This is a genomic window from Acidovorax sp. GW835-FHT14G06 (assembly GCF_058793595.1).
In genome coordinates this window covers 271,526-295,088 of record NZ_JBXAGA010000008.1, presented here as the reverse complement: position 1 = coordinate 295,088, position 23,563 = coordinate 271,526, and the positions used below count along the sequence as shown (strand labels likewise).

Genomic DNA, 23,563 nt, shown 5'->3' with positions numbered 1-23,563 from the left:
GGCAGCGCACAAAGCACCACCTCAAACCACATCCACCGACCCACTCACTTTCGCAGCAAGGTCTCAGTAGCGAAGCCCTCGACTATAGCACGGTTTGAAGCGACCACAGGGAAAACCCCAGACTTTATCCTCACCACCGCTCAGCCACCCAATCCAGCAACAGCCGCCTCCAAAGCATCAAGGAACAGATAGGCCACGTCGCACCCGGTCTGATCAAAGATCTCCTGGAAGCAGGTCGGGCTGGTGACATTGATCTCTGTGACGCAGTCGCCGATCACATCCACCCCGGCGAGCAGTAAGCCGCGCGACTGCAGCACCGGGCCGAGCGCTTCTCCAATTTCACGGTCCCGCGCAGACAGCGGGCGAGCCACGCCCTTGCCGCCAGCGGCCAGATTGCCCCGCACTTCACTACCCTGGGGAATACGCGCCAGACAGAACGGTACAGGCTTGCCTCCAATGATGAGGACTCGCTTGTCCCCCTCAATAATCTCAGGCAAAAACTTCTGCACCATCACGCTCTGCGCGCCGTGGCGATTGAGGGTTTCGGTGATGCTGCCCAGGTTGAGGCCATCCGGCCCGACGCGGAAGATACCCATGCCACCCATGCCATCCAGAGGCTTGAGGATGATGTCCTGGTGCTCCGCGTGGAAACGGCGAATGTCTTCGGCGTCCCGGGTGACCAGCGTCGGCCCGATGAACTGTGGAAACTCCATGATGGCCAGCTTTTCCGGATGGTCCCGCAACGCGCTGGGTTTGTTGAACACCCGGGCACCGTCGCGTTCCGCCTGCTCCAGCAGGTGGGTGGCGTAAAAGTACTCGCTGTCGAAGGGCGGGTCTTTGCGCATGAGCACCGCGTCAAATTCGGCCAATGCGGCGCTGCGCTGCGGTTGCGCCTCGTACCAATGGGTGGCATCCCCCGTGAGGCGGATGTCCTGCACCCGGGCGGTGACCTTGCTGCCGCGCTGCCAGGTGATGTGCTGCGGTTCGCACACCGTGAGGGTGTGCCCGCGCCCCTGCGCCTCGCGCATCATGGCAAAGGTGGTGTCCTTGTAGATCTTGAAGCTTTGCAGCGGGTCGGCGATGAAGAGCAGTTTCATGGTGTCAGATCAAAGAGAGGGGAAGCCTGTGGCCCAGACAGCCGGGACGCCTTACGCGCCACGGGCCCGCGAACGCCCGTACTGTTGCACAAATAGCGCAATGCTGCCGGCCACCACGCCCCAGAAGGCCGACCCGATCCCTGCGACTACCACCCCACTGAGGGTGACAAGGAAGGTGATGAGCGCCGCCTCCCGGTGCGACACATCCCGCAGCGCTGCCGCCAGACCGTTGCCAATGGTGCCCAGGAGGGCCAAGCCCGCAATGGCCACCACCAGCTCTTTGGGAAACGCGGTCAGCAATCCGGTGATGACGGCACCAAACAGGCCAATCGCCACGTAGATGGCGCCACACGCCACAGCGGCCGTGTACCGCCGACTGCGATCGGCGTGCGCCTCTGGGCCCATGCACATCGCGGCGGTGATAGCGCTGAAGTTGAGCGCAAATGCGCCAAAAGGCGCCAGCACCAGGGTTGCCAGACCCGTGAGCGTGATGAGCCGTGAGATGGGCAGGTCGTAGCCCGACGCACGGATCACCGCCACACCGGGCAGGTTCTGCGACGCCATGGTGACCACAAACAAAGGAATCGCCAGACTGACAGCCGCCGCCACACTGAACTGGGGTGGGGTGAACACCGGCATGGCCAATTCCAGCTGCACAGCCGACCAGGCCATGTGCCCCTGAGTAGCCACAAACCCCACCGCCACTGCGAGGGTGATGACCACCGCATACCGGGGGCCCAGACGGCGGCTCACCAGATACACCATCAACATCAGCAGCACCAACGGCAGCGCGGTCTGGGCTGCCGCAAACGCCTGCAGGCCAAAGCGGGCCAGCACACCGGCCAACAGGGCTGCGGCGATTTCCATGGGGATGCGGTTCATCACACGCTCGAACCAGCCGGTGACGCCCGCCAGGGTCATGAGCAATGCGCTGAGCATGAAGGCGCCAATGGCCTCGCCCATGCTGAAACCGCCCGCCAGCCCCGCCGTGGCCAGCACGGCGGCACCCGGTGTAGACCAGGCCACCATGACAGGCTGGCGCAAGATCAATGAAGGCACCAGCGAACATAGCCCCATGCCCAGCCCCAGCGCCCACATCCAGGAAGTGATCTGTGCCGGCGTCGCGCCAAACGCCTGGGCGGCCTGGAACACGATGGCCACCGAACTGGTGAAGCCCACCAGCACGGCCACGAAGCCCGCCACCGCCGTCGAAAGGCTCAGGTCTTTGAAAAATTGCATGGGCGGGATTCTGTCACCGCGCGCCCCCGGCACCTGGAGTGACCTCCAAACCACCCAAGCACTACACTATTGATAGCAACTTAGGCAATTGGCACTAGCGCTACCAGGCTAAAACAGCCCAAAGCCGGGCGCACACGCCTACGGGGTGCCCGGCGAGCCCGCGAGCGGTCAGATCTCGATCTTGGAGCCCAGTTCGACCACGGCGTTGTTGGGCAGGTGCAGGAAGTCGGCCGCGCCGCTGGCGTTGTGGTGCATCTGCGCAAACAGCTTTTCGCGCCAGGGCGCCATGCCGCTGCCGATAGTGGGGATGACAGTGTCCCGCGACAGGAAATAGCTCGTGGTCATGGGCTCCAGCTCACAGCCGCGCCCCCGCAGCAGTTCCAGCGCGCGGGGCAGGTCCGGGTCGTTCTTGAAGCCGTAGTGCACCACCACCTGCCAGCAGTCGTGCCCCAGCGATTCCACCTGCAGCCGCTTGTCCAGGCCAATCCAGGGCGTCTCGTGGTTGTGCACGGTGACGAACAGGTTTTGCTGGTGCAGCACCTTGTTGTGCTTGAGGTTGTGCAACAAGGCATTGGGCACAGCGCCGGTTTCGGCCGTCAGGAAGACCGCCGTGCCGTCCACACGCATTGGCGGACTGATGAAGATCGACTCCAGAAAGTCCTTGAGGTCGATGGCATCGGCGCGCAGCTTGTCATTGAGCAGGCGGCGCCCTTCCTTCCAGGTCATCATCAGCGAGAACACGATGCCGCCGATCATCAGCGGGAACCAGCCGCCCTGGAACAGCTTGAGCAGGTTGGAGGCGAAGAACGCCAGGTCCACCACAAAGAAGCACCCTGTGGCCGCAACACACAGCGCCAGCGGATACCGCCAGCCATAGCGGATCACGAAGAAAGTCAGCGTGGTGGTGATCAGCATGTCCAGGGTCACCGCAATGCCGTAGGCAGCCGCGAGGTTGCTCGACGAGCGGAACATCACCACCGCCAGCACGATGGCCACGAACAGCCCCCAGTTGACCAGTGGCATGTAGATCTGACCCGTGTCGCGCACGCTGGTGTGCTGGATGTTCAAGCGCGGCAGGTAGCCCAGCTGGATGACCTGCTTGGTCACGCTGAACGCGCCGGTGATCAAAGCCTGCGAAGCAATCACTGTGGCCATCGTGGCCAGGATGACCAGGGGCACCAGCGCCCAGTCGGGTGCCATCAGATAAAACGGGTTCTTGACGGCCTCGGGCTCGGCGAGCAGCAGCGCACCCTGGCCAAAATAATTGAGGGTGAGTGCCGGCATCGCCACGCCAAACCAGGCCATGCGGATCGGGCGCTTGCCGAAGTGGCCCAGGTCGGCATACAGCGCCTCGGCGCCCGTCACGCACAGCACCACCGCGCCCAGAATGATGAAACTGGTGCCCGGGTTGGCCCACATGAAGCCCAGCGCATGGTGCGGGCTCAGTGCCCACAGGATCTCGGGGTGGCCCACGATGTGCGATACACCCAGCAGCGCGATGGTGGCAAACCACACCAGCGTGATGGGGCCAAAAAACTTGCCGATGCCGCCGGTGCCGCGCTTTTGCACGGCAAACAGGCAAAACAGCACCACCAGCGTGATCGGAATCACATAGTGCTTGAAGTGATCCGACACGACCTCCAACCCCTCCACCGCCGACAGCACCGAGATGGCCGGGGTGATGACGCCATCGCCATAAAACAGCGAAGTGCCAAAAATACCTACGCCCAGCAACACGCTACGCAGCTTGGGTTTGTCTTTGACGGCCTGGGAGGCCAGGGCCAGCATGGCGATGAGGCCGCCTTCGCCGTGGTTGTCGGCGCGCAGCACCAGCACCACGTACTTCAGGGATACGATGACCGTGAGGGTCCAGAAAAAGATGGAGAGGATGCCGTAGATGTTTGCGGGCGTGAACGGCACATGGCCGGACCCGAACACCTCCTTGACGGCATACAGCACGCTGGTGCCGATATCGCCATACACAACACCGATGGCGCCCAGCGTGAGCGCTGCGAGCGATGACTTGGAGCTTTGCACTGACCACCCCCGCGCACTGGGCCAGACGGGGTTCCGTTACTTTTGGGAACGCTATTGTGCGCCTGAGCCAGATCAAGCGCCTGGAGGCGAAACCCCATGTTGCAACGCAGCAACTTGCACTTGGCAAGCGGGCGCTGGCATGGCATGACGGGCTATATCGATCACCCGATGGCCCACTGCGGGGCCAAATCTGGAGGCCGAAGGCCTAGAAACCGACCACTCCCAAGACGCGAAGCGTCTCGGAGGCGCTGGGTTCTCTTAGTCGTACACCTCGGCGTCGGGGTTGGTCGCCTCCAGCTCATAGCTGGCCGCCAGCATCGCCAGCCGGGCCACCACGCCGTACATGTAGAAGCGGTTGGGGGCGCTCACGCCAGGGCGCACGCCGGGCTGGGGCATGTGGGTGCTGTGCTCGAAGGCCAGCGGGACAAAACTCGCGCCGGGCGCATTGAGGTTTTCATCCACGCCGCGCTCGGCGTGCATGCGGTAGAAGCCACCCACGACGTAGCGGTCCATCATGTAGACCACCGGCTCGGCCACGGCGTCGTTCACGCGCTCCTGCGTCAGCACCCCTTCCTGGATGATGACTTCGCTCACGGGCTGGCCGTCCTTGATCACGGCCATCTTGTTGCGCGTCTTGCGGTTGACGGCGTCCAGCTCCTTGGCGTCGCGCACAGTCATGATGCCCATGCCGTAGGTGCCGTTGTTGGCCTTGACGATCACGAAGGGCTTTTCGTTGATGCCGTATTCCTTGTACTTGCGGCGCACCTTGGTCAGCAGCGCATCCACGCTGGTCTGCAGCTGGTCCATGCCCGTGCCCTCGGCAAAGTCCACCTCGCCACACTGGCTGTACATGGGGTTGACCAGCCAGGGGTCGATACCCAGCATCTTGCCAAAGCGCTTGGCCACCTCTTCATAGTTCTTGAAGTGGGTGCTCTTCTTGCGCACGCTCCAGCCGGCATGCAGCGGGGGCAGAAGGTACTGCTCGTGGATGTCTTCCAGAATGCCGGGGGCGCCCGCCGTGAGGTCGTTGTTGAGCAGGATCGTGCAGGGGTCGAAGTCCTTGAGGCCCAGGCGGCGCTTGGTGCGCACTACAGGCTCCAATGTCACGGTGTCGCCATTGGGCAGCTCGATCAGCGTGGACTTCTTGATCTCGGGGCTGATGGAGCCCACGCGCACGTTGAGGCCCGCCATGTTGAAGATACGCTGCAGCTGTACCACGTTGGACAGGTAGAACGTGTTGCGCGTGTGGTTCTCCGGGATGATCAGCAGGTTGCGCGCCTCGGGGCAGATCTTCTCGATGGCGGCCATGGCAGCCTGCACGGCCAGCGGCAGCATCTCCTTGGTCAGGTTGTTCCAGCCGCCAGGAAACAGGTTGGTATCGACCGGGGCCAGCTTGAAGCCCGCATTGCGGATGTCTACCGACGTATAGAACGGCGGCGTGTGCTCCATCCACTCCAGCCGGAACCAGCGTTCGATGGCAGGCATCGAGTCGAGAATGCGCTGTTCGAGTTCGTTGATCGGCCCGGTGAGGGCCGTGATGAGATGCGGAACCATGGAAAGCCCTCGGGAAGCGATTGCAGTGAATTGTAGGATGTGGGGCCACGCCGGGTTTTCGCAAGCCACCTCCTGTGCGGCAACGGCGATGCCGACTATCTGCCGACTATCGGCGCCAGAACGCCGGGGTGAGCAAGGCCATGAAGCTCAGTATCTCCAGCCGCCCTAGCAGCATGGCCAGCGTACACACCCAGATCTGAAAATCGGTCAGCACCGCATAGTTGGACGCCGGACCCACGCTGCCCAGGCCGGGGCCCGCGCAGTTGACGCTGGCCAAGACCACCGAAAACGCCGTCACCGGGTCCAGGTCCGTCAGCAGCATGACCATGCTCAGCCCAAAGACCGTGCCGCCATAGACCAGCATGAAGGCCAGCACCGAAAAGATCACGCGGTTGTCCACCACGGCGCCGCCCAGCTGCACCGGCTGCACGGCGCGCGGGTGCACCAGGCGGTTCATCTCGCGGCGCGCCTGCTTGACCAGAATGAGCATGCGCACCATCTTGATTCCCCCACCCGTCGAGCCAGCACTCGTTGCCACGCCCGACAGCAGCAGCATGAACACGGGCGCAAACACCGGCCAGGCGAGGTAGTCCACGGTGGCAAAGCCGGTGGTGGTGGCCAGCGACACCAGGTTGAACATGCCATGGCGCAGCGCCTCGAGCGGCGCATAGACGCCCTTGGCCCACAGCAGCAGCGCCACCAGCAGCCCGCCGCCAACGAGCGTAAAAAGGGTGGCCCGCAGCTCCGGGTCGCGCCAGAAGCCGCCCCACTGGCCTTTGCGAATGGCCACGAAGTACAACGCAAAATTGCAGCTGGCCACCAGCATGAAGAAGATGCAGATCGCCTCCAGCAGCGGCGACTGGAAGTAGCCAAAGCTCAGGTCATGCGACGACAGCCCGCCCAGGCTCACGGTGGCGAACATGTGCATCAGCGCATCAAGCGGCGCCATGCCAGCGACCCAGTAGGCCAGGCCACACAGTGTGGAGAACAGCGCATACACCCCCCACAGGCCCTTGGCGGTGCCGGTCATGCGCGGCGTGAGCTTGGTGTCCTTCAGCGGTCCCGCCGCCTCGGCCTTGAACAGCTGGCTGCCGCCCACGCCCAGCAGCGGCAGCACGGCCACCGCCAGGATCAGGATGCCCATGCCGCCCATCCACTGCAAGAAGGTGCGCCACACATTGACCGACACCGGCAGGGCATCCAGGCCCGCGAGCACGGTGGAGCCCGTGGTGGTGAGCCCCGACACGGCTTCGAAGTAGGCGTGGGTGAACGACAGCGGCTTCCCCGTGTAGTGCCCCGCCAGCATCAACGGGAGCGCGGCCGACAGGGGCAGCAGCATCCACACCAGCGAGACCAGCATCACGCCGTGGCGCGGTTGCAGTTCTTGCCGGAACAGCCGCAACCGCCACCACAGCCACGCACCTGCCAGCATCGTGGCACCCATGGCCAGCGGGTACACAAACCAGACGCCGTCGCGCGTCCACAGCGACACTGCCAGCGGCAGGCCCATGGACAGCGAGAAGATCATCACGAGAATGCCCAGCACACGCAGAACGGGAAACATGTCCGTCATGGGGGTCTCGCGCAGCTCGATGCCAAGTCAGAAAAAGGTCGCGCTCACGCGGAAGAGCTTTTCCACGTCGCGCACCAGCCGCTTGTTGGGCAGGAAGAACACCACGTGGTCATTGCTCTCGATCACCGTCGCGCTGCGCGGAATGATGACCTCAGGCTCGCGCAGATCGGTACCCGACGAACCCGTGGCGTTCGATACATCCGGCAAACCGCGCACGATCAGGCCAATGTGCACATCACGCGGCAGCTGCAGATCGCTGACCTGGCGGCCGACCACGCGCGAGCTTTTGCGATCGCCACGCGCCACGATCTCCAGCGCCTCGGCCACACCCCGGCGCAGGCTGTGCACGGCCTGTACGTCGCCCTGGCGCACATAGGCCAGCAGCTCACCCAGCATGGCCTGCGCGGGCGACAGCGCGATGTCGATCTGCGTGCCGTGCATCAGGTCGGCATAGCTGCGCCGGTTGATGAGGGCCAGCACCCGGCTGGCGCCCATGCGCTTGGCCAGCAGGCAGGACATGATGTTGTCCTCGTCATCGTCGGTGAGCGCCAGGAACAGGTCCACCTCTTCGATGCCTTCATCGCCCAGCAGGTCCTCGTCGGTGGTGTCGCCTTGCAGCACCAGCACATCGGACGGAAGCGCCGAGGCCAGCTCCACGCAGCGGTCGGCGTGGTCCTCGATGATCTTGATGTGAAAACGCCCACCCGCCTGGCTGAGCTGCCGAGCCAGTCGCAGGCCCACGCGGCCGCCGCCCGCAATCATGATGCGGCGCACAGGCTGGGGCTGCTGGGATGCGGGGCGGTGCAATGCGGCCAGCACGTTGGCGATGTGCTCATGCGCGGCCAGCACGAACACCTCGTCACCTGGGTCGATCCGCGTGCTGCCATCGCAGGCGATGAACCGGTCGGGCTCGTCCGGAAACCGCCGGTAGATCGCCACCATGCGCATGGCCAGCTCAGGCGCACTCTCGCGCAGCGCCCCGATGGTGTGCCCCACCATGGGCGCCCCCACGCGGGCCCGCACCGACACCAGGCAAGCGCGGCCCCCGGCAAATTCGCGCACCTGCATGGCCTCGGGATACTCGATGAGCTTGCCGATGTAGCGGGTCAGCGACTCTTCAGGACAAATGATGCGGTCCACCGCAAACCCCTCGGGGCCCACCAGCCGTTCATGGGCCTCAAAGCCTGTGGACCGCACCCGCGCAATGCGCCTGGGGATGTTGAACATGAGCTGCGCGATCTTGCAGCACACCAGGTTGGTCTCGTCCTGCGCTGCGCAGGCGATCAGCAGGTCGGTGTCTTCGGCGCCCGCCTCGGCCAGCACGGCGGGCTCGATGCCGTTGCCCACCACGCCCCGCAGGTCAAACCGCGACTCCAGGTCGCGCAGGCGCGCGGCATCGGTGTCGATGACGGTGATGTCGTTGCGCTCGGACACCAGGCTGTCTGCCACGCTCTGGCCTACGCGGCCGGCGCCGAGGATGATGATTTTCATGTGAAATATGCCGCAAGCGCTAGTCAAGCATGCGCCAGCAGCTATCGTTTCAGGAGCACATCAGGCCCGCACCTCGCCTTCGCCCAGCACCACGTACTTGAGCGAAGTGAGGCCTTCGATGCCCACCGGGCCCCGCGCATGGAACTTGTCGGTGCTGATGCCGATTTCGGCGCCCAGGCCGTACTCGAAACCGTCGGCAAACCGCGTGCTCGCGTTCACCATCACGCTGGCAGAATCCACCTCGCGCAGGAACTGCTGGGCATGCATGTGGTCGCGCGTCAGGATGGCGTCGGTATGGTGGCTGGAATAGCGGTTGATGTGGGCGATGGCCTCATGAACACCCGCCACGATCTTCACGCTGATGATGGGGGCCAGGTATTCCTCGCTCCAGTCCTGCTCGGTGGCGGGCACCAGTTGGGCGCCGGGCACGTCGGCCAGAATGGCCAGCGACTCGGGGCAGCCGCGCATCTCCACGCCCTTGGCGGCATACACCGCGCCAATCTTTGGCAAAAACTCTGCCGCCACACCGCGCGCCACCAGCAGGCCTTCGCTGGCGTTGCAGGGGCTGTACTTGTTCGTCTTGGCGTTGTCGGCCACCTTCACCGCCATGGCGATATCGCAGGGGTCGTCCACATAGGTGTGGCAGTTGCCGTCCAGGTGCTTGATCACAGGCACCTTGGCATCGCGGCTGATGCGCTCGATCAGGCCCTTGCCACCACGCGGAATGATCACGTCCACAAACTGCGGCATGGCGATAAGCTGGCCCACGGCCTCGCGGTCGGTGGTCTGCACCAGTTGCACCGCGTCTTGCGGCAGGCCGGCTTCGGCCAGCGCCTGCTGCACCAGCCTGGCCAGCGCCTTGTTCGAATCGATGGCCTCCGAGCCGCCGCGCAGGATGCAGGCATTGCCGCTCTTGATCGACAGCGACGCGGCCTCGATGGTCACGTTGGGGCGGCTCTCATAGATCATGCCGAACACCCCGATCGGCACCCGCATCTGCCCCACGCGAATGCCGCTGGGCTGCTGCTTCATGCCAATGATCTCGCCAATGATGTCGGGCATCGCGGCCAGCTGCTCGCAGCCTTCGGCGCAGGTTTCCAGCACCTTGGGGGTGAGCTTGAGCCGGTCCACCATCGGGCCTGCCAGGCCATTGGCCACGGCGCGCTCCAGGTCTTTGGCGTTGTCGATCTGGAGCGCCGCCACGTTCTCGCGCAGCAACCGGGCCAGCGCCTTGAGCGCTTTGTTTTTGATAGCTGCTGGCGCTTTGGCCATCAGCGCAGAGGCCGTTTTTGCCTGGAGACCGAGAGAGTGCGTGTATTCAGCGACGTTGAGGGCGTTCATCCGGCGATTTTGCCGCACTTGGTATCGGCCCGGTGGGCGCGGGCCCATGGCTGCTTTACCCTCGGACGTATCACCCATCCTGGACCCGCCCGGCTACGCCATGACCGACACCGCCCACACCCAGCTCACCACCTTCACCCAGGCCCTGCAAGCCTTTGAACGCGGCGACCACACCGCCGCCACCCTGAGCACCCTGGCCCGCGAGCAAACCACCCTGCTGGCCGCCCTGCCCCCGCGCTACAGCGAAGTGCTGCTGAACCTGCTGGACCGGCTGGAATCGAGCGCGCTGTTTTCAGAGGAAAGCTGCTCGTTCAGCCAGAAGGATCTGGTGGCGAACCTGACGATGTGGGCAGAAAAAGCACAGGGCACCTTGAACGCTGGCTGACCACTCCGGGGCCGAGCAACGCGACGGCCCGAGTGGCTGTTCGTTTCCCCTCACCTCTGTATGCGCCGAGGAGCGCAGCGGCCAGCGGATCAGGGCTCGCGACTGTTTGAGCGCAGCGAGTTTGAGCGAGACCCCGCTGGACGCGAGCACCGCAGGTTGCCCGAAGCGAAGCGCAGGGACGCAGACAGTGGGGTCGCCTTTCTTTTGGGTACTTTTCTTTGGCGAAGCAAAGAAAAGTACCTCGCCCGCCGGGGCGACAACCCGGCTACCGCCCTGAGCAAAGACACGCCACCCAATCGGCAGATTGCTCTTAAATTCATAGCGACTGCAGCTTATTGCACAAGCACCAGAGGCCAAAAACCCCTCAAACCTCCGCTCGCCCCAACCACTTCTCCCGCGCAATATAAGCCCGCACCCCCAGCCCCATGAACGGCTGCGGCGGCATGCGCGTCGGCCCGCCCAAGGCCAAGGCATGCGCCAGCAACGGGTGGTCCTGCCCCAGCGCCAAATCCGCCGCCAGAGCCCCCAGGGCCGTGAACTTCACCACCCCCGCCCCATTGCACCCCGCCACCCCATGCACCTGCGGTGCCAGCCGCCCCCAGCGCGGCGCGCCATTGCGGGTGATGGCAATCGAGCCTTCCCAGAAATGCGCCAACGCCACATCGGCCAGCTGCGGGAAACGCGCCGCAAACACGGCCGCATGCTCGCGCCGCACGCGCTCGCGCACCGCGGGGCTGACACGGAACTGCGGCGCATATTCAAAACCCTGGCGCACCAGAATGCGGTGGTCGTCCGTGTAGCGCAGCGTGGCCCCCGTGACGGCGCTGGCGGGCGTCACGCCCCAGCCCTCGGGCGCGCCCAGGCGGCTGCGCTGCCCGGGGGTGAGCGGGGCTGTGAGCGAGCCAAAGGTGACCAACGGAAACGTCTCCGCCCCCCAGGCGCTGCCAAACAGCCCCAGCTGCTGCGCAAAACCATTGGCCGCAAGCAACAACTGCGGCGCACGCACGCTGCCCTGCGGGGTGTGCGCCACCACCGTGCCGCCCGACAGGTCCAGCCGCTGCACCGGCGTTTGCTCGTACAGGGTGACGTTGGCAGGCAGCGCATCGGCCAGGCCCCGGCACAGCGCGGCGGGGTTGAGCAGCACGGAGCCTGGCGTGTAGAGCCCGGCGGCAAAGTAGCGGGTGCCCAGGCGCGCGGCCAGGGCGCTGCGGTCCAGCAACTCGTGCGGTGCACCCAGGGCGCGCAGCTCCTGCACATGGTGCTGCAGCGTGCGCTCGGCAGCGGGCGACACGGCGCAGTGGTACTTGCCTGCACGGCGCCACTGGCAGTCGATGCGGTGGTGCGCTACCAGTTGCTCCAGATCATTCAGCCCCGCCTTGAGCAAGGCCTGGTAGTGCGCTGCCTGGCGCAGTTCTTCGAGCGAGCTGCCGATGTTGTGCGGCACATCGATCGCAAAGCCCGAGTTGCGGCCCGAGGCGTTGTTGCCCACGGTGACTGCGTCCACCACCACGATGTGGGCGTGGGGGCGCAGCTCGGCCAGGCGGCGCGCCGCGGCCAGGCCCGCAAAGCCAGCGCCCAGCACCAACCAGTCGGCCTGCACATCACCCTGCAGTGCAGGGCGCGGCGTGCGCGGGGGCAGGATGGCGGACCAGCCGTTGGTGGAGTCGTCGTTGGGCAGGCGCAGGGGCAGGGAGCCCTGCGGCAGTGGCAGGGAGGCAGCAGCGGCCGCCATCAACGTGCCGCGCTGGTCAGGCGGCACAGCTGAAAGGCCAGGCGCTGCAGGGCCTGCCAGCCGTCTTGCGGCCAGTCGGGCTGCTTGAGGCCTTTGACAATGCCATCCACCGTGTGGGCCGATTGCAGCAGGCGCGCCAGGGCGGCATCGCTGGCCTTGGGCAGGATGCGCTCGAACAGCCGCTCCTTGGGGCCCCAGATGCGGTTCTCGCGCAGGGCCATGGGCAGGGGGCGGCCCGCGTTCATGGCGTCTTTCACGCGCTTCAAGGCCCGGATGTCTTCGGCCAGCGCCCAGTGCACCAGCACCTCGGCCTCGCCTTCGGCCTGCAGGCCGTCGAGCATGCGCTGCACGCGGGCCGTCTGCCCGGCCAATACAGATTCGGACAGCTTGAACACGTCGTAGCGCGCCACGTTGAGCACAGCGGCTTCGACCTGGGCCTGGGTCAACTCACCCGCCGGGTGCAACAGGGCCAGCTTTTGGATCTCTTGGTGCGCGGCCAGCAGGTTGCCTTCCACGCGGTCGGCAAAAAACTGCAGCGTGCGCTGGCCCTCTTCGCCCGCCACCACGCGCTGTCCTTGTGCGGCCAGGCGCTGGGCAATCCACTGCGGCAGCATGCCGCGCTCGATGGGGTCGATCTGGATCGACGTGCCGTTGCCCTCCAGCGCAGCAAACCAGGCGCCGGTGCGCGTGGCCTTGTCCAGGCGCGGCAGCATCACCAGCGTAAGGGTGCTGTCGTTGCCCCTGGCGGATTCGGCAATCTGCTGCAGGGCCACGCTGCCGTCCTTGCCGGGCTTGCCCGAGGGGATGCGGATCTCGACGATCTGCTTGTCGGCAAACAGGCTCAAGGAGCCACCTGCCGCCAGCACCGCACTCCAGTCGAAATGGGCGCCGGCCACGGTGTAGCTGCTGCGCTCGGTGTAGCCCTGAGTGCGGGCGGTGGCGCGGATGGCGTCGGCCGCCTCCTGCTGCAGCAAGGGCTCATCGCCATGCAGGACATAAAGCGGCGACAGGCCCCGTTGAAGATGCTGAGAGAGTTGGGCCAGGGCGACTTGCATACGGCAAAGTTTATCGCCTAGGCAGGCCCGGCACTGCGCAAATTGCCAGCGTATGCCCTCACAGTGCACAAGAGAGACCACGAACTGATCAGCTGCAGCGCTATTCATTGGCGCCCAAAGCCCCGAGAATTCCCCCGGGGCGCGTGCACGCGCCCGCACCGACATTGACCGCCTTCCCAGAAAGCCCCCGTACCATGCCACCCACCGCCCTGCGCAGCGCCCAGCCCACCAGCCTGATCGGCGCCCCCACCGACATCGGCGCCGGGGCGCGGGGCGCCTCCATGGGGCCCGAGGCACTGCGTGTGGCGGGCCTGCAGGCAGCACTGGAGTCGCACGGACTGCAGGTGTTTGACCGGGGCAACTTGAGCGGCCCCGCCAACCCGTGGCTGCCGCCCGTGGACGGCTACCGTCACCTGCCGGAGGTGGTGGAGTGGAACCAGCGCGTGTTCGACGCTATGTATGCCGAGCTGCAGCTGGGCCACCTGCCCATCCTGCTGGGCGGAGACCACTGCCTGGGCCTGGGCAGCATCAGCGCCGTGGCCCGCCATTGCGCAGAGGTGGGTAAAAAACTGCGCGTGCTGTGGCTGGATGCCCATGCCGACTTCAACACCAGTGCATTGACTCCCAGCGGCAATGTGCATGGCATGCCCGTGGCCTGCCTGTGCGGGTTTGGGCCCGAGGCGCTGACCGGGCTTGCCCGCATGCCGGGCGGTGGGCCGGCGCTGCACCCGTCGCAGATCCGGCAGATCGGCATCCGCAGCGTGGACGCGGGCGAAAAGCGTTTTGTGCACGAGCAAGGCCTGGAGGTGTTCGACATGCGCTACATCGACGAGGTGGGCATGCGCCAGACCATGCAGCAGGCGCTGGCCGGACTGGATGCGCACACTCACCTGCATGTGAGCTTTGATGTGGACTTTCTGGACCCCGACATTGCGCCCGGGGTGGGCACCACGGTGCCCGGTGGCCCCACCTACCGAGAAGCGCAGTTGTGCATGGAGATGATTGCCGACAGCGGGCGTTTGGCCTCGCTGGACATTGTGGAGCTCAACCCCGCGCTGGATGTGCGCAACCGCACGGCCGTGCTGGCGGTGGACCTGGTGGAGTCGCTGTTTGGCAAGAGCACGCTCATGCGCGTGCCCTCGCACGGCCATGGGCCGACGCTGAGCGCCTGAGCGCGCACATTCTTAGAGCAGCTCACAAAACTCAGCGAAGCGGCCATGGCCAGGCGTTTCGCCGCAGGCAGCACGACTAGTACGACAAGGCGAGACAACAACGCCAGGGGAGTTCTGTGAGCTGTTCTTAGCGCTTGGCAGCCGCCAGGCGGCGCATAAGCTGCTGCACCAGATCCGTCCGCATGTCGCGGTAGAGCAGCGCCTCTTCGGCCTCTTTGGCCAGCGCAATGGTTTCGTTGTAGCTGATGTCGCGCTGCTGCAGCAGCTCGGTGTCAGGAATCAGCTCCACCCCAGTGGGCGTGCGCAGGCGGAACTTGATGCGCAGGCGCAGCTGCAGTTCGCGCACCTGGCCCGACGCATTGAGGCCCACCACCACACGCTCCTGCTGCTCCTGCAGCAGATCGAAGATGGCCTCTGCCGTCGGCATGCTGGCCGGGTCGCGCAGCAGCTTGAGCTGGCTGCCCGATCCGTCGAGTGTGCGCTGCAGCTCACGCGCCAGCGGCGAGGTGGAGGGGGCCGCAATGTAGAGCGAGCCAAACCCGAACTCCGGCACACCACGCAGCCGGAATCCGCAGGCAGACAACAGGGCCACCGGGGCCAGGCTGAGCAGGGTGCGTTTGTTCATGGGGTCAGACCACCACGTTCACCAGACGGCCCGGCACCACGATCACACGTTTGGGCGCGGCCCCGGCGGCCTGGGCGGTGAAGGCCTCGCTGGCCAGCGCAATGCGCTCGATCTCGGCCTTGTCGGCCTGGGCGGGCACATGGATGGAGCCTCGCAGCTTGCCGTTGACCTGCAGCATGAGTTCGATCTCGTCCTGCACCAGCGCACCGGCATCCACCTGCGGCCAGGGCGCATCGAGCAGATCGCCCAGCGCACCGGCGTAGCCCAGGCCCGTCCACAGGCTGTGGGCGATGTGGGGCGTGGCGGGGTAGAGGCAGCGCAGCAGGATGCCAAAGCCTTCGATCAGCGCCACCTGCGCACCGGCCGAGTCCGTGGCCTTGAAGTCTTCGAGCGCGTTGATCATCTTCATCGCGCCCGAGACCACGGTGTTGTACTGCATGCGCTGGTAGTCGTAGTCCACCTGCTTGAGCACGTAGTGGATCTCCAGGCGCAGGGCCTTGGCCTCCTTGCCAAACTGCACGTCCTGCAGGCTGCTGGCACCGGCCACGCTGGCCATGGCCGCATCGCGGTCAATGGCCGAGAGCTTGAGGCCGAAGTTCCACACGCGGCGCAGGAATCGGTAGCTGCCTTCGACGGCGGCGTCGTTCCACTCCAGCGTGGCTTCGGGTGGGGCGGTGAACATGGTGTACAGGCGGGCGGTGTCGGCGCCGTACTTTTCGATCAGGTCCTGCGGGTCCACGCCGTTGTTCTTGGACTTGGACATGGTGCCCACGCCCTCGTAGTCGATGGGCGTGCCCACAGGCAGCATGCCGTCGCCGCTGGTGGCTTCGTTCTTGAGCTTGGCGCCGATGATCTTGCCGCCTTCGTCCAGCACATGCTCCACGTCGTGCGGCCAGAAGTAGTCCTTGCCGCCCTTGGCGGTGCGGCGGCTGTAGATGTGGTTGAGCACCATGCCTTGCGTGAGCAGCTTGGTGAAGGGCTCGTCCACTTTCACCAGGCCCAGGTCGCGCATCACCTTGGTCCAGAAGCGCGCGTACAGCAAGTGCAGGATGGCGTGCTCAATGCCGCCGATGTATTGATCCATCGGCATCCAGTAGTCGGCACCGCCAGCCACCATCGCGTCCGCGTTCTTGGGGTCGCAATACCGCATGAAGTACCACGAGCTGTCCACGAACGTGTCCATGGTGTCCGTCTCGCGGCGGGCGGGCTTGCCACACACGGGGCAGGTCACGCCAGCGTGGAAGCCTTCGTGCTTGTGCAGCGGGTTGCCCGAGCCGTCAGGGATGCAGTCTTGCGGCAGCACCACGGGCAGGTCTTTTTCGGGCACGGGCACGGCGCCGTGCTCGTCGCAGTGGATGATCGGGATGGGTGTGCCCCAGTAGCGCTGGCGGCTCACGCCCCAGTCACGCAGGCGCCAGGTGGTCTTCTTCTCGCCCAGGCCCTTTTGCTGCAGCGCATGGGCCACGGCGTTCACGGCTTCCTTGTACGACAGGCCGCTGAAGCTGTCGGAGTTGATGGTCACGCCGCGCTGCTTGTCGCCGTACCAGTCATTCCACTGGTGGTAGTCAAAGTGCTCGCCATCGACCAGCACGACCTGCTTGATCTCGATGCCGTACTTGAGCGCAAACGCGAAGTCGCGCTCATCGTGCGCAGGCACGCCCATCACCGCGCCGTCGCCGTAGCCCATCAGCACGTAGTTGCCGACCCAGACCTGCACCTTCTCATCGGTGAGGGGGTGCGTGACGTACAGGCCTGTGGGCACGCCTTTCTTCTCTTGCGTGGCGAGTTCTGCCTCGGTGGTGCCGCCGCTCTTGCATTCTTCGATGAAGGCCTTGAGCGCAGGGTTGGTCTTGGCAGCGTGTGCGGCCAGCGGGTGCTCTGGGGCCACAGCGCAGAAGGTCACGCCCATGATGGTATCGGCCCGCGTGGTGAACACGTACATCTTGCCGTCGCCGATCAGTTCGCCGTCTTCACCGGCGATGTCGTGCGTGAAGGCAAAGCGCACGCCTTCGCTCTTGCCGATCCAGTTCTCCTGCATCAGCTTCACGCGCTCGGGCCAGCCGGGCAGCTTGTCGCCGGTCACAAAGCCCAGCAGCTCTTCGGCGTAGTCGGTGATCTTGAGGTAGTAGCCGGGGATCTCGCGCTTCTCGACCGTGGCGCCGGTGCGCCAGCCCTTGCCGTCAATCACCTGCTCGTTGGCCAGCACGGTCTGGTCCACTGGGTCCCAATTCACCACCTGGGTCTTGCGGTAGGCAATGCCCTTTTCCAGCATCTTCAGGAACAGCCACTGGTTCCACTTGTAGTACTCAGGGTCGCAGGTGGCCACTTCACGGCTCCAGTCGATGGCCAGGCCCATGGCCTGCATCTGCTTTTTCATGTACGCGATGTTTTCGTACGTCCACTTGGCAGGCGGCACGCCGTTCTTCAGCGCCGCGTTTTCGGCGGGCAGGCCGAAGGCGTCCCAACCCATGGGCATCAAGACGTTGTGGCCGTTCATGCGCAGGTAGCGCGTGAGCATGTCGTTGATGGTGTAGTTGCGCACATGGCCCATGTGCAGCTTGCCGCTGGGGTAGGGCAGCATGGAGCAGGCGTAGAACTTCTTCTTGCTGGTGTCTTCCGTCACGCGGTAGGCGTCGGTGGCGGTCCAGTGGTCGTGCGCCGCGCGTTCGACGTCTTGGGGAGAGTATTTGTCTTGCATGGGAGCTCGGGGGTGAGAGAAGAGTGCAGCCGCAGGGCCGCGCTGCAGGGATTTTAGGCGGTCAGGGACTGGCACCAGCGTGCCAGCAGCCGGGGTGGGTCAGCGGGACGGGGCTGGAGACGCAGGCGACACAGGATTCGCCGCAGGTTCGGCCACAAATCCGATGCGCTGCAGCCCAGCCAGGTGGGCCGCGCCCATGACTTCGACCACGCGGCCATAGGGCACGGCAGCGTCGGCGCGCAGCTGCACCTCGGTGTCAGGGCGCTCGGCGCCGATGCGGCGCAGGCGCTCTGCCAGCGCGGTTTGCGACAAAGGCTGGTCATCCAGAAAGGCCTGCCCCGAGGCATCGACCACCAGCGTAACGAATTGCGGGGCCGTGCCGGGCGTGGCGCCTTCGGTGCGCGGCAAGTCCAGCCGGATGGAGCTGGCCAGCAGCGGTGCCGTGAGGATGAAGATGACCACCAGCACCAGCATCACGTCCACCAGCGGCGTCATGTTGATGTCGCTCATGGGCTGCGGCCCTGTGGTGCGCTCCAGTCTTCCGAAGGCCATGGTGAGGTCACCCTTGCTGGCGCTCAGGGCCGGGAATCGGCGTGGGCCGATGTGTCGATGACCAGCTCGCGCAAATCACGCGCAAACCCTTCCAGGTCGGCCTCGATGCGGCCAATCAGGCGGCCAAACACGTTGTACGCCAGCACGGCGGGGATCGCCACGGCCAGCCCTGCAGCCGTCATCACCAGCGCCTCGCCCACGGGGCCAGAGACGCGGTCGATGGTGATCTGCCCCGCACCTGCCATGGCAGTGAGAGCGTGGTAGATGCCCCACACCGTACCCAGCAACCCCACAAAGGGCGCCGTGGAACCCACCGTGGCCAGCAGCACCTGGCCAAACTGCAGGCGGCCCAGCACATCGTGCAGGGCATCGCGCAACACGCGCGTGAGTTGCTGGGACAAGCTACCCGCCGTGGCCAGCGTGGGCTGGGCACCGCCGCCCGCATGAGTTGCTATTAAATTTGCAGCAATCACCAAAGGAAGCACTAGCGCATCCCGGTCAAAAGCCTGCAAACGCTGCTGCGCAAGAGCGAGCGATGGCGCCTGCCAGAACGCGGCCGTGCAGCGGGACACGTCGGCACTGGCGCGCCGCATGAGCCGAAGCTTCCACACAATGACCACCCAGCTGGACACCGACATGGCCAGCAAGACCAGTGCCGCGCTTTGCGTGACGGCATCGCCCTGGCGCCACCAGTGGAGCGCGTCCATGGGAGTCGGCGGATCAGTGCAAGCCCAGCACGTCGAACATGTCGAACATGCCAGTCTTGTGGGCCGACAGGAAGCGCACAGCGCGCAAGGCGCCCTGCGCGTACGTGGCGCGGCTGGAGGACTTGTGCGTGACCTCGATGCGCTCGCCGATGCCCGCAAACAGCACGGTGTGGTCGCCCACGATGTCGCCACCACGGATGGCGGCAAAGCCGATGCTGGAGGGGTCGCGCTCGCCCGTCACGCCTTCGCGGGCGTACACGGCGCAGTCCTTGAGGTCGCGGCCCAGGGCCTCGGCAATCACCTCGCCCATCTTGAGCGCGGTGCCCGAGGGTGCATCGACCTTGTGGCGGTGGTGGGCTTCGATGATTTCGATGTCGTACCCCGTGGCCATGGCCTTGGCGGCCATTTGCAGCAGCTTGAGCGTGACGTTCACACCCACGCTCATGTTGGGCGAGAACATGATGGCGGTGCGCTGTGCGTAGGCGTCGAGTTCGGCCTTTTGCGCATCGGTGAAGCCGGTGGTGCCGATGACGGCCTTCACGCCCAGCTGGCTGCACACGGCCAGGTGGGCCAGCGTGCCCTCGGGGCGGGTGAAGTCAATGAGCACCTCTGCGTTCTTCAGGCCGGCCGCCACGTCGGCCGTGATGGCCACTCCGCTGGCGTAGCCCAGAAAGGCGGTGGCGTCCGAGCCGATGGCCGGGCTGGCGGCCACATCCAGTGCACCGGCCAGCACGCAGTCGTCGCTGGCGCGGATGGCCTCGATCAGCATGCGGCCCATGCGGCCCGAAGCCCCGGCGACGGCCACACGGAGGGGGGATGCCGCGGGAGCCGCAGGCGAAGAAGTCGCGGTCATGAAAAGGTCCTGTTCAATGAAAGGGCAGCGAGCGCACAAGGCGCACTGCCAAGCCGCAAGGATCAGCGCGCAGGCGCTTCGAGCGGCGGGTAACTGGTGGTGGCAGGCAGCGCAGGCGTTGCAGCGGCTGCCGGTGCGGGACGTTCCTTGACGGGGTACTTGGCCAGTTGCTCCGGCGTGGCCTCGAGCACCGGCACCTTGCCCTTGGCGCCGTCGCGCGCGCCGAGCGTGGCGACGAATTCGGTCTCGGACGGCATTTCATCGCCTTCGGAGCGCTCCAGGGCATCGCCCTTGAAGAACACGGTCAGCTTGCGGGTCTGGATCTCTTCACCAGGGCGTTTGAGCGTGAACACGTACTCCCAGCGGTCCGCGTGGAACAGGCTGGTGACCAGGGGCGTTCCGAGAATCTCGCGCACCTGCTGGCGGCTCATGCCAGGCTGCAGGGCTTCGACCTGCTCACGGGACACGAAATTGCCCTGCACCACGTCCACCCGGTAGGGCTTGACGATGCTGGCGATGCGACTGCTGGCACCATCCAGACTGCCGCAACCGGTCAGGGCGGCCATGCTGGCACCGATCAACACAACCAGGCCCAGACGGGCGCTGTAACGGGCTTGGACGGGCATGGGTAAAAGGCCAAAGGATATGATCGTCCCATTGTAGCGGCAGCCCCTCCAGACCCTGAGGCGGCGGCCCGCCCCCGAAAGAGCCAGCCATGACCAATATCGACGAACTCAAAAGCACGGGACTCAAGGCCACACTGCCTCGCCTGAAGATTCTGGAGATTTTCCAGAAGGGTGCGCAGCGCCACATGACTGCGGAAGACGTGTTCCGCGTGCTGCTGGAAGAACGCTCGGACATTGGCCTGGCCACCGTCTACCGGGTGCTCACACAGTTCGAGCAGGCGGGCATCCTGATCCGTAGCAACTTCGAGAGCGGCAAGGCCGTGTACGAGCTCAACGAGGGGCAGCACCACGACCACTTCATCTGCACCTCGTGTGGCAAGGTGGAGGAGTTCTATGACCCCGAGATCGAAAAGCGGCAGCATGCCGTGGCCAAGGCCAAGGGCTGGCTGGTGCAGGACCACACGATGGCGCTGTACGGGCAGTGCGCCGACTGCGCAAAAAAAGGGTAACACCCTGAGTCGCTTCGCGCTTGCCCCCTGGAGGGGACGCCCCCGGCACAGCGGGGCAGATCTTGCGCGGGGACAGCGGCCTGGAGCGCGCCAGTGAGCACGCGTCTTTGGGCCTCAAAATCGGCCTTTTAGCCCGTACATCAAGCGCCAGCAGCTATCAAATACGAAGCAGACTAACCCCCTGCGTCGCGCTCCATGGCGCGGCGGTGGCGCTCGACGAACTCCTGGTAGGTGTCGATTCCGCGCAGTTGCAGGATGGTGTTGCGCACAGCAGCTTCGACCAGCACGGCGATGTTGCGGCCGGCTACCACCTGGATCACCACCTTGAGCACGGGCACGCCGAGCACGTCCTGGGTGAGCGGCTCATAGGGCAGGCGCTCGTAGTCACGCTCCAGCGTCTCTTTGCGCACCAGGTGCACGATGAGCTTGAGGCGCATCTTGCGACGCACGGCCGTCTCGCCAAAGATCGCGCGGATGTCGAGCAGGCCAATGCCGCGGACCTCCAGCAGGTTCTGCAGCAATTCGGGGCACTTGCCCTCGATGGTGGTCTGGTTGATGCGAAACAGGTCCACGGCATCGTCGGCCACCAGGCCGTTGCCGCGCGAGATCAGCTCCAGACCCAGCTCGCTCTTGCCCAAGCCGGACTCGCCGGTGATCATCACCCCCAGGCCCAGAATATCCATGAACACGCCGTGCATGGTGGTGCGGTCGGCGAAGTGCTTGGACAGGTAGGCGCGCAGCACGTCGATGACAAAAGCCGACGACTCGTGCGTGGAGAACATCGGAATCTGCGCACGTTCGCACATCGACACCAGCGCGTCAGGTGCGGTCTGGTTGTCAGCCAGCACCAGCACGGGCGGCTCCAGCGTCACGATGCGGGCGATACGGCGCTTGCAATCGTCGGGGGACGCGTTGCTCAGGTAGGCAATTTCGCGCTCGCCCAGAATCTGGACCCGGTAGGGATGGATGTAATTGAGGTAGCCGACGAGATCGGCCCCGGACCGCGCAGAGCGCACGGCCACTTCATCAAAACGGCGCTCGGAAGCTCCGAGACCTGCCACCCACTCCCATTTCAGGGGACCGCGAAATTCCTCAAAAAGGACATCGGCACTGACAACATTGGGCTTCACGGCAGGTCAGTCAGGATGAGCAGCGCAGGCGGCGGCTGGGGCACTCAGGCCGTTTGGGTGGACTGCCAGCCCGCGATCATGCCGTGCAGTTCGGCGGCATCGGCGCAGCCCTTGAGCTTTTCGCGCAAGGCCGAATCGCTGAGTAACTCGGCGATCTCGGAGAGGATTTCCAGGTGCTTTTGCGTGGCCGCCTCGGGCACCAGCAAAAAGATCAGCAGACCCACCGGCAACTCGTCCGGCGCATCAAACCCAATGGGATTGAGCAACTGAAACACGGCGGCCATCGGGGCCTTGAGGCCCTTGATGCGCCCGTGGGGAATGGCCACGCCATGACCCAACCCGGTGGAGCCCAGGCGCTCACGAGCAAACAGGCTGTCGGTGATCAGCGCCCGGGAGAGGCCGTGCTGGCTCTCGAACAGCAGACCCGCTTCTTCAAAAGCACGCTTCTTGCTGGTGGCGTCCACGCTCACAAGCACTTGAGCGGAGGGCAGGATGGAGGCGAGTCGGTTCATGGTCAAGGGTAACAATTATGCACATATTGGCGAAAACCCTGAGCGCGGCGCGTCAGGCAACAAAAAAACCGCCCGAGAGGGGCGGCTGCTGTGCCAAGCTCAGGGCTGGCGCATCAAGCGTGCAGTTCGCGCTTGGCGGCTTCGTGGTGGTGGTCTTGCAAACGGTCCTTGTGGCGCACCACCTGGCGGTCCATCTTATCGACCAGTTCGTCCACAGCCGCATACAGGTCGGCGTGGGAACTCTCGGCAAACAAGTCGCTGCCCTTGACGTGGATGTTGCATTCCGCTCGCTGTCTCTTTTCCTTTTCCTTTTGCTTCTCTACCGTCAGCAGTACCTTGACATCGACAACTTGGTCAAAATGGCGGGTGATCCGGTCCAGCTTGGTCGTGACGTAGTTGCGCAAGGCGGGAGTAACTTCGAGGTGGTGACCGCTGATCGTCAAGTTCATAAATAAGTCTCCTGTGGCTCTCGGTGGAAAAACGCCGCCCTGGATCAGAGGAGCGGCTCGGCGAACTTGGATGCATCTGTTGTTGACGTCGTGGGTTCACTATGCCCCCGCCCTCCCTGAAATGCAATCCCATACCGCCGCAGGCCACTGGGTTATGCCCGGCAAGGTGCCAAGCACCCGAAAAGCGCGCACAATGGACGGATTGAAGGGACCGGCCAAAGTGCAG

The 23,563-nt window shown here is 65.0% G+C and carries 21 protein-coding genes; 3 read left to right on the top strand and 18 right to left on the bottom strand.

The window, feature by feature from the left end; all coding sequences use genetic code 11:
• Window positions 1-140 precede the first annotated feature (140 nt).
• The 7 genes from gshB to AC1Q64_RS16465 all read right to left on the bottom strand — a co-directional run bounded on the left by gshB (window position 141) and on the right by AC1Q64_RS16465 (window position 10,332).
• Window positions 141-1,097 carry a glutathione synthase gene (gene gshB, locus AC1Q64_RS16495; RefSeq protein ID WP_291439385.1) on the bottom strand — a complete coding sequence of 319 codons (957 nt, stop codon included), beginning with the start codon at window positions 1,095-1,097 and terminating at the stop codon, window positions 141-143.
• A gap of 51 nt (window positions 1,098-1,148) precedes the next feature.
• Window positions 1,149-2,336 (bottom strand): benzoate/H(+) symporter BenE family transporter, encoded by a 1,188-nt coding sequence (locus AC1Q64_RS16490; protein WP_492252090.1) that lies wholly within the window; start codon window positions 2,334-2,336, stop codon window positions 1,149-1,151.
• 168 nt (window positions 2,337-2,504) lie between these two features.
• Window positions 2,505-4,373, bottom strand: coding sequence for a potassium transporter Kup (locus tag AC1Q64_RS16485; protein ID WP_291439389.1), 1,869 nt, complete (start codon window positions 4,371-4,373; stop codon window positions 2,505-2,507).
• A 258-nt stretch (window positions 4,374-4,631) separates the two neighbouring features.
• Window positions 4,632-5,927: a glutamate--cysteine ligase gene (gene gshA, locus AC1Q64_RS16480; RefSeq protein ID WP_015016114.1), complete on the bottom strand. Its 1,296-nt coding sequence runs from the start codon at window positions 5,925-5,927 to the stop codon at window positions 4,632-4,634.
• 106 nt (window positions 5,928-6,033) lie between these two features.
• Window positions 6,034-7,500, bottom strand: a complete 1,467-nt coding sequence (locus AC1Q64_RS16475) for a TrkH family potassium uptake protein (protein ID WP_492252089.1) — start codon at window positions 7,498-7,500, stop codon at window positions 6,034-6,036.
• A 27-nt stretch (window positions 7,501-7,527) separates the two neighbouring features.
• Window positions 7,528-8,991, bottom strand: a complete 1,464-nt coding sequence (gene trkA / locus AC1Q64_RS16470; RefSeq protein WP_492252088.1) for a Trk system potassium transporter TrkA — start codon at window positions 8,989-8,991, stop codon at window positions 7,528-7,530.
• A 60-nt stretch (window positions 8,992-9,051) separates the two neighbouring features.
• Window positions 9,052-10,332: a glutamate-5-semialdehyde dehydrogenase gene (locus AC1Q64_RS16465; protein WP_492252087.1), complete on the bottom strand. Its 1,281-nt coding sequence runs from the start codon at window positions 10,330-10,332 to the stop codon at window positions 9,052-9,054.
• Window positions 10,333-10,378: 46 nt separating this feature from the next.
• Between AC1Q64_RS16465 and AC1Q64_RS16460 the strand changes: the two genes are divergently transcribed.
• Window positions 10,379-10,717, top strand: a complete 339-nt coding sequence (locus AC1Q64_RS16460) for a hypothetical protein (RefSeq protein WP_492252086.1) — start codon at window positions 10,379-10,381, stop codon at window positions 10,715-10,717.
• Between the two features lie 364 nt (window positions 10,718-11,081).
• Here AC1Q64_RS16460 and AC1Q64_RS16455 read toward each other — a convergent pair whose 3' ends face one another.
• Both AC1Q64_RS16455 and holA read right to left on the bottom strand, forming a co-directional pair.
• The gene (locus AC1Q64_RS16455) at window positions 11,082-12,476 is read right to left on the bottom strand and encodes an NAD(P)/FAD-dependent oxidoreductase (RefSeq protein ID WP_492252085.1); all 1,395 of its coding nucleotides are present in this window, start codon (window positions 12,474-12,476) and stop codon (window positions 11,082-11,084) included.
• Window positions 12,449-13,504 (bottom strand): DNA polymerase III subunit delta, encoded by a 1,056-nt coding sequence (gene holA / locus AC1Q64_RS16450; protein ID WP_492252084.1) that lies wholly within the window; start codon window positions 13,502-13,504, stop codon window positions 12,449-12,451. Before holA ends, AC1Q64_RS16455 begins: the two co-directional genes overlap by 28 nt.
• 194 nt (window positions 13,505-13,698) lie before the next feature.
• Here holA and rocF point away from each other — a divergent pair, with 194 nt between their 5' ends.
• Window positions 13,699-14,676 (top strand): arginase, encoded by a 978-nt coding sequence (gene rocF, locus AC1Q64_RS16445; RefSeq protein ID WP_492252083.1) that lies wholly within the window; start codon window positions 13,699-13,701, stop codon window positions 14,674-14,676.
• A gap of 127 nt (window positions 14,677-14,803) precedes the next feature.
• On the opposite strand, the gene AC1Q64_RS16440 is transcribed toward rocF, so the two are convergent.
• From AC1Q64_RS16440 to AC1Q64_RS16415, 6 genes are all read right to left on the bottom strand, one after another.
• Entirely contained in the window at window positions 14,804-15,301 is a 498-nt protein-coding gene (locus AC1Q64_RS16440; RefSeq protein ID WP_492252082.1) for an LPS-assembly lipoprotein LptE, read from the bottom strand.
• A 4-nt stretch (window positions 15,302-15,305) separates the two neighbouring features.
• Entirely contained in the window at window positions 15,306-17,999 is a 2,694-nt protein-coding gene (leuS, locus tag AC1Q64_RS16435) for a leucine--tRNA ligase (RefSeq protein WP_492252081.1), read from the bottom strand.
• 99 nt (window positions 18,000-18,098) lie between these two features.
• Window positions 18,099-18,551, bottom strand: coding sequence for an ExbD/TolR family protein (locus AC1Q64_RS16430; RefSeq protein ID WP_492252080.1), 453 nt, complete (start codon window positions 18,549-18,551; stop codon window positions 18,099-18,101).
• 23 nt (window positions 18,552-18,574) lie between these two features.
• Window positions 18,575-19,258, bottom strand: coding sequence for a MotA/TolQ/ExbB proton channel family protein (locus AC1Q64_RS16425; RefSeq protein WP_492252079.1), 684 nt, complete (start codon window positions 19,256-19,258; stop codon window positions 18,575-18,577).
• A 13-nt stretch (window positions 19,259-19,271) separates the two neighbouring features.
• Window positions 19,272-20,111 carry a 4-hydroxy-tetrahydrodipicolinate reductase gene (dapB, locus tag AC1Q64_RS16420; protein ID WP_492252078.1) on the bottom strand — a complete coding sequence of 280 codons (840 nt, stop codon included), beginning with the start codon at window positions 20,109-20,111 and terminating at the stop codon, window positions 19,272-19,274.
• Window positions 20,112-20,173: 62 nt separating this feature from the next.
• The gene (locus AC1Q64_RS16415) at window positions 20,174-20,737 is read right to left on the bottom strand and encodes an outer membrane protein assembly factor BamE (RefSeq protein ID WP_492252077.1); all 564 of its coding nucleotides are present in this window, start codon (window positions 20,735-20,737) and stop codon (window positions 20,174-20,176) included.
• 89 nt (window positions 20,738-20,826) lie between these two features.
• On the opposite strand from AC1Q64_RS16415, the gene fur reads away from it, so the two are divergent.
• Window positions 20,827-21,246: a ferric iron uptake transcriptional regulator gene (fur, locus tag AC1Q64_RS16410; RefSeq protein ID WP_015016128.1), complete on the top strand. Its 420-nt coding sequence runs from the start codon at window positions 20,827-20,829 to the stop codon at window positions 21,244-21,246.
• A gap of 173 nt (window positions 21,247-21,419) precedes the next feature.
• On the opposite strand, the gene hprK is transcribed toward fur, so the two are convergent.
• The 3 genes from hprK to hpf all read right to left on the bottom strand — a co-directional run bounded on the left by hprK (window position 21,420) and on the right by hpf (window position 23,337).
• Window positions 21,420-22,376 carry an HPr(Ser) kinase/phosphatase gene (gene hprK / locus AC1Q64_RS16405; protein ID WP_291437743.1) on the bottom strand — a complete coding sequence of 319 codons (957 nt, stop codon included), beginning with the start codon at window positions 22,374-22,376 and terminating at the stop codon, window positions 21,420-21,422.
• Between the two features lie 44 nt (window positions 22,377-22,420).
• Window positions 22,421-22,888 carry a PTS sugar transporter subunit IIA gene (locus AC1Q64_RS16400; protein ID WP_291437745.1) on the bottom strand — a complete coding sequence of 156 codons (468 nt, stop codon included), beginning with the start codon at window positions 22,886-22,888 and terminating at the stop codon, window positions 22,421-22,423.
• A 113-nt stretch (window positions 22,889-23,001) separates the two neighbouring features.
• Complete coding sequence (gene hpf / locus AC1Q64_RS16395; protein ID WP_015016131.1) at window positions 23,002-23,337, bottom strand: ribosome hibernation-promoting factor, HPF/YfiA family; 336 nt, start codon at window positions 23,335-23,337, stop codon at window positions 23,002-23,004.
• Window positions 23,338-23,563: the final 226 nt, after the last annotated feature.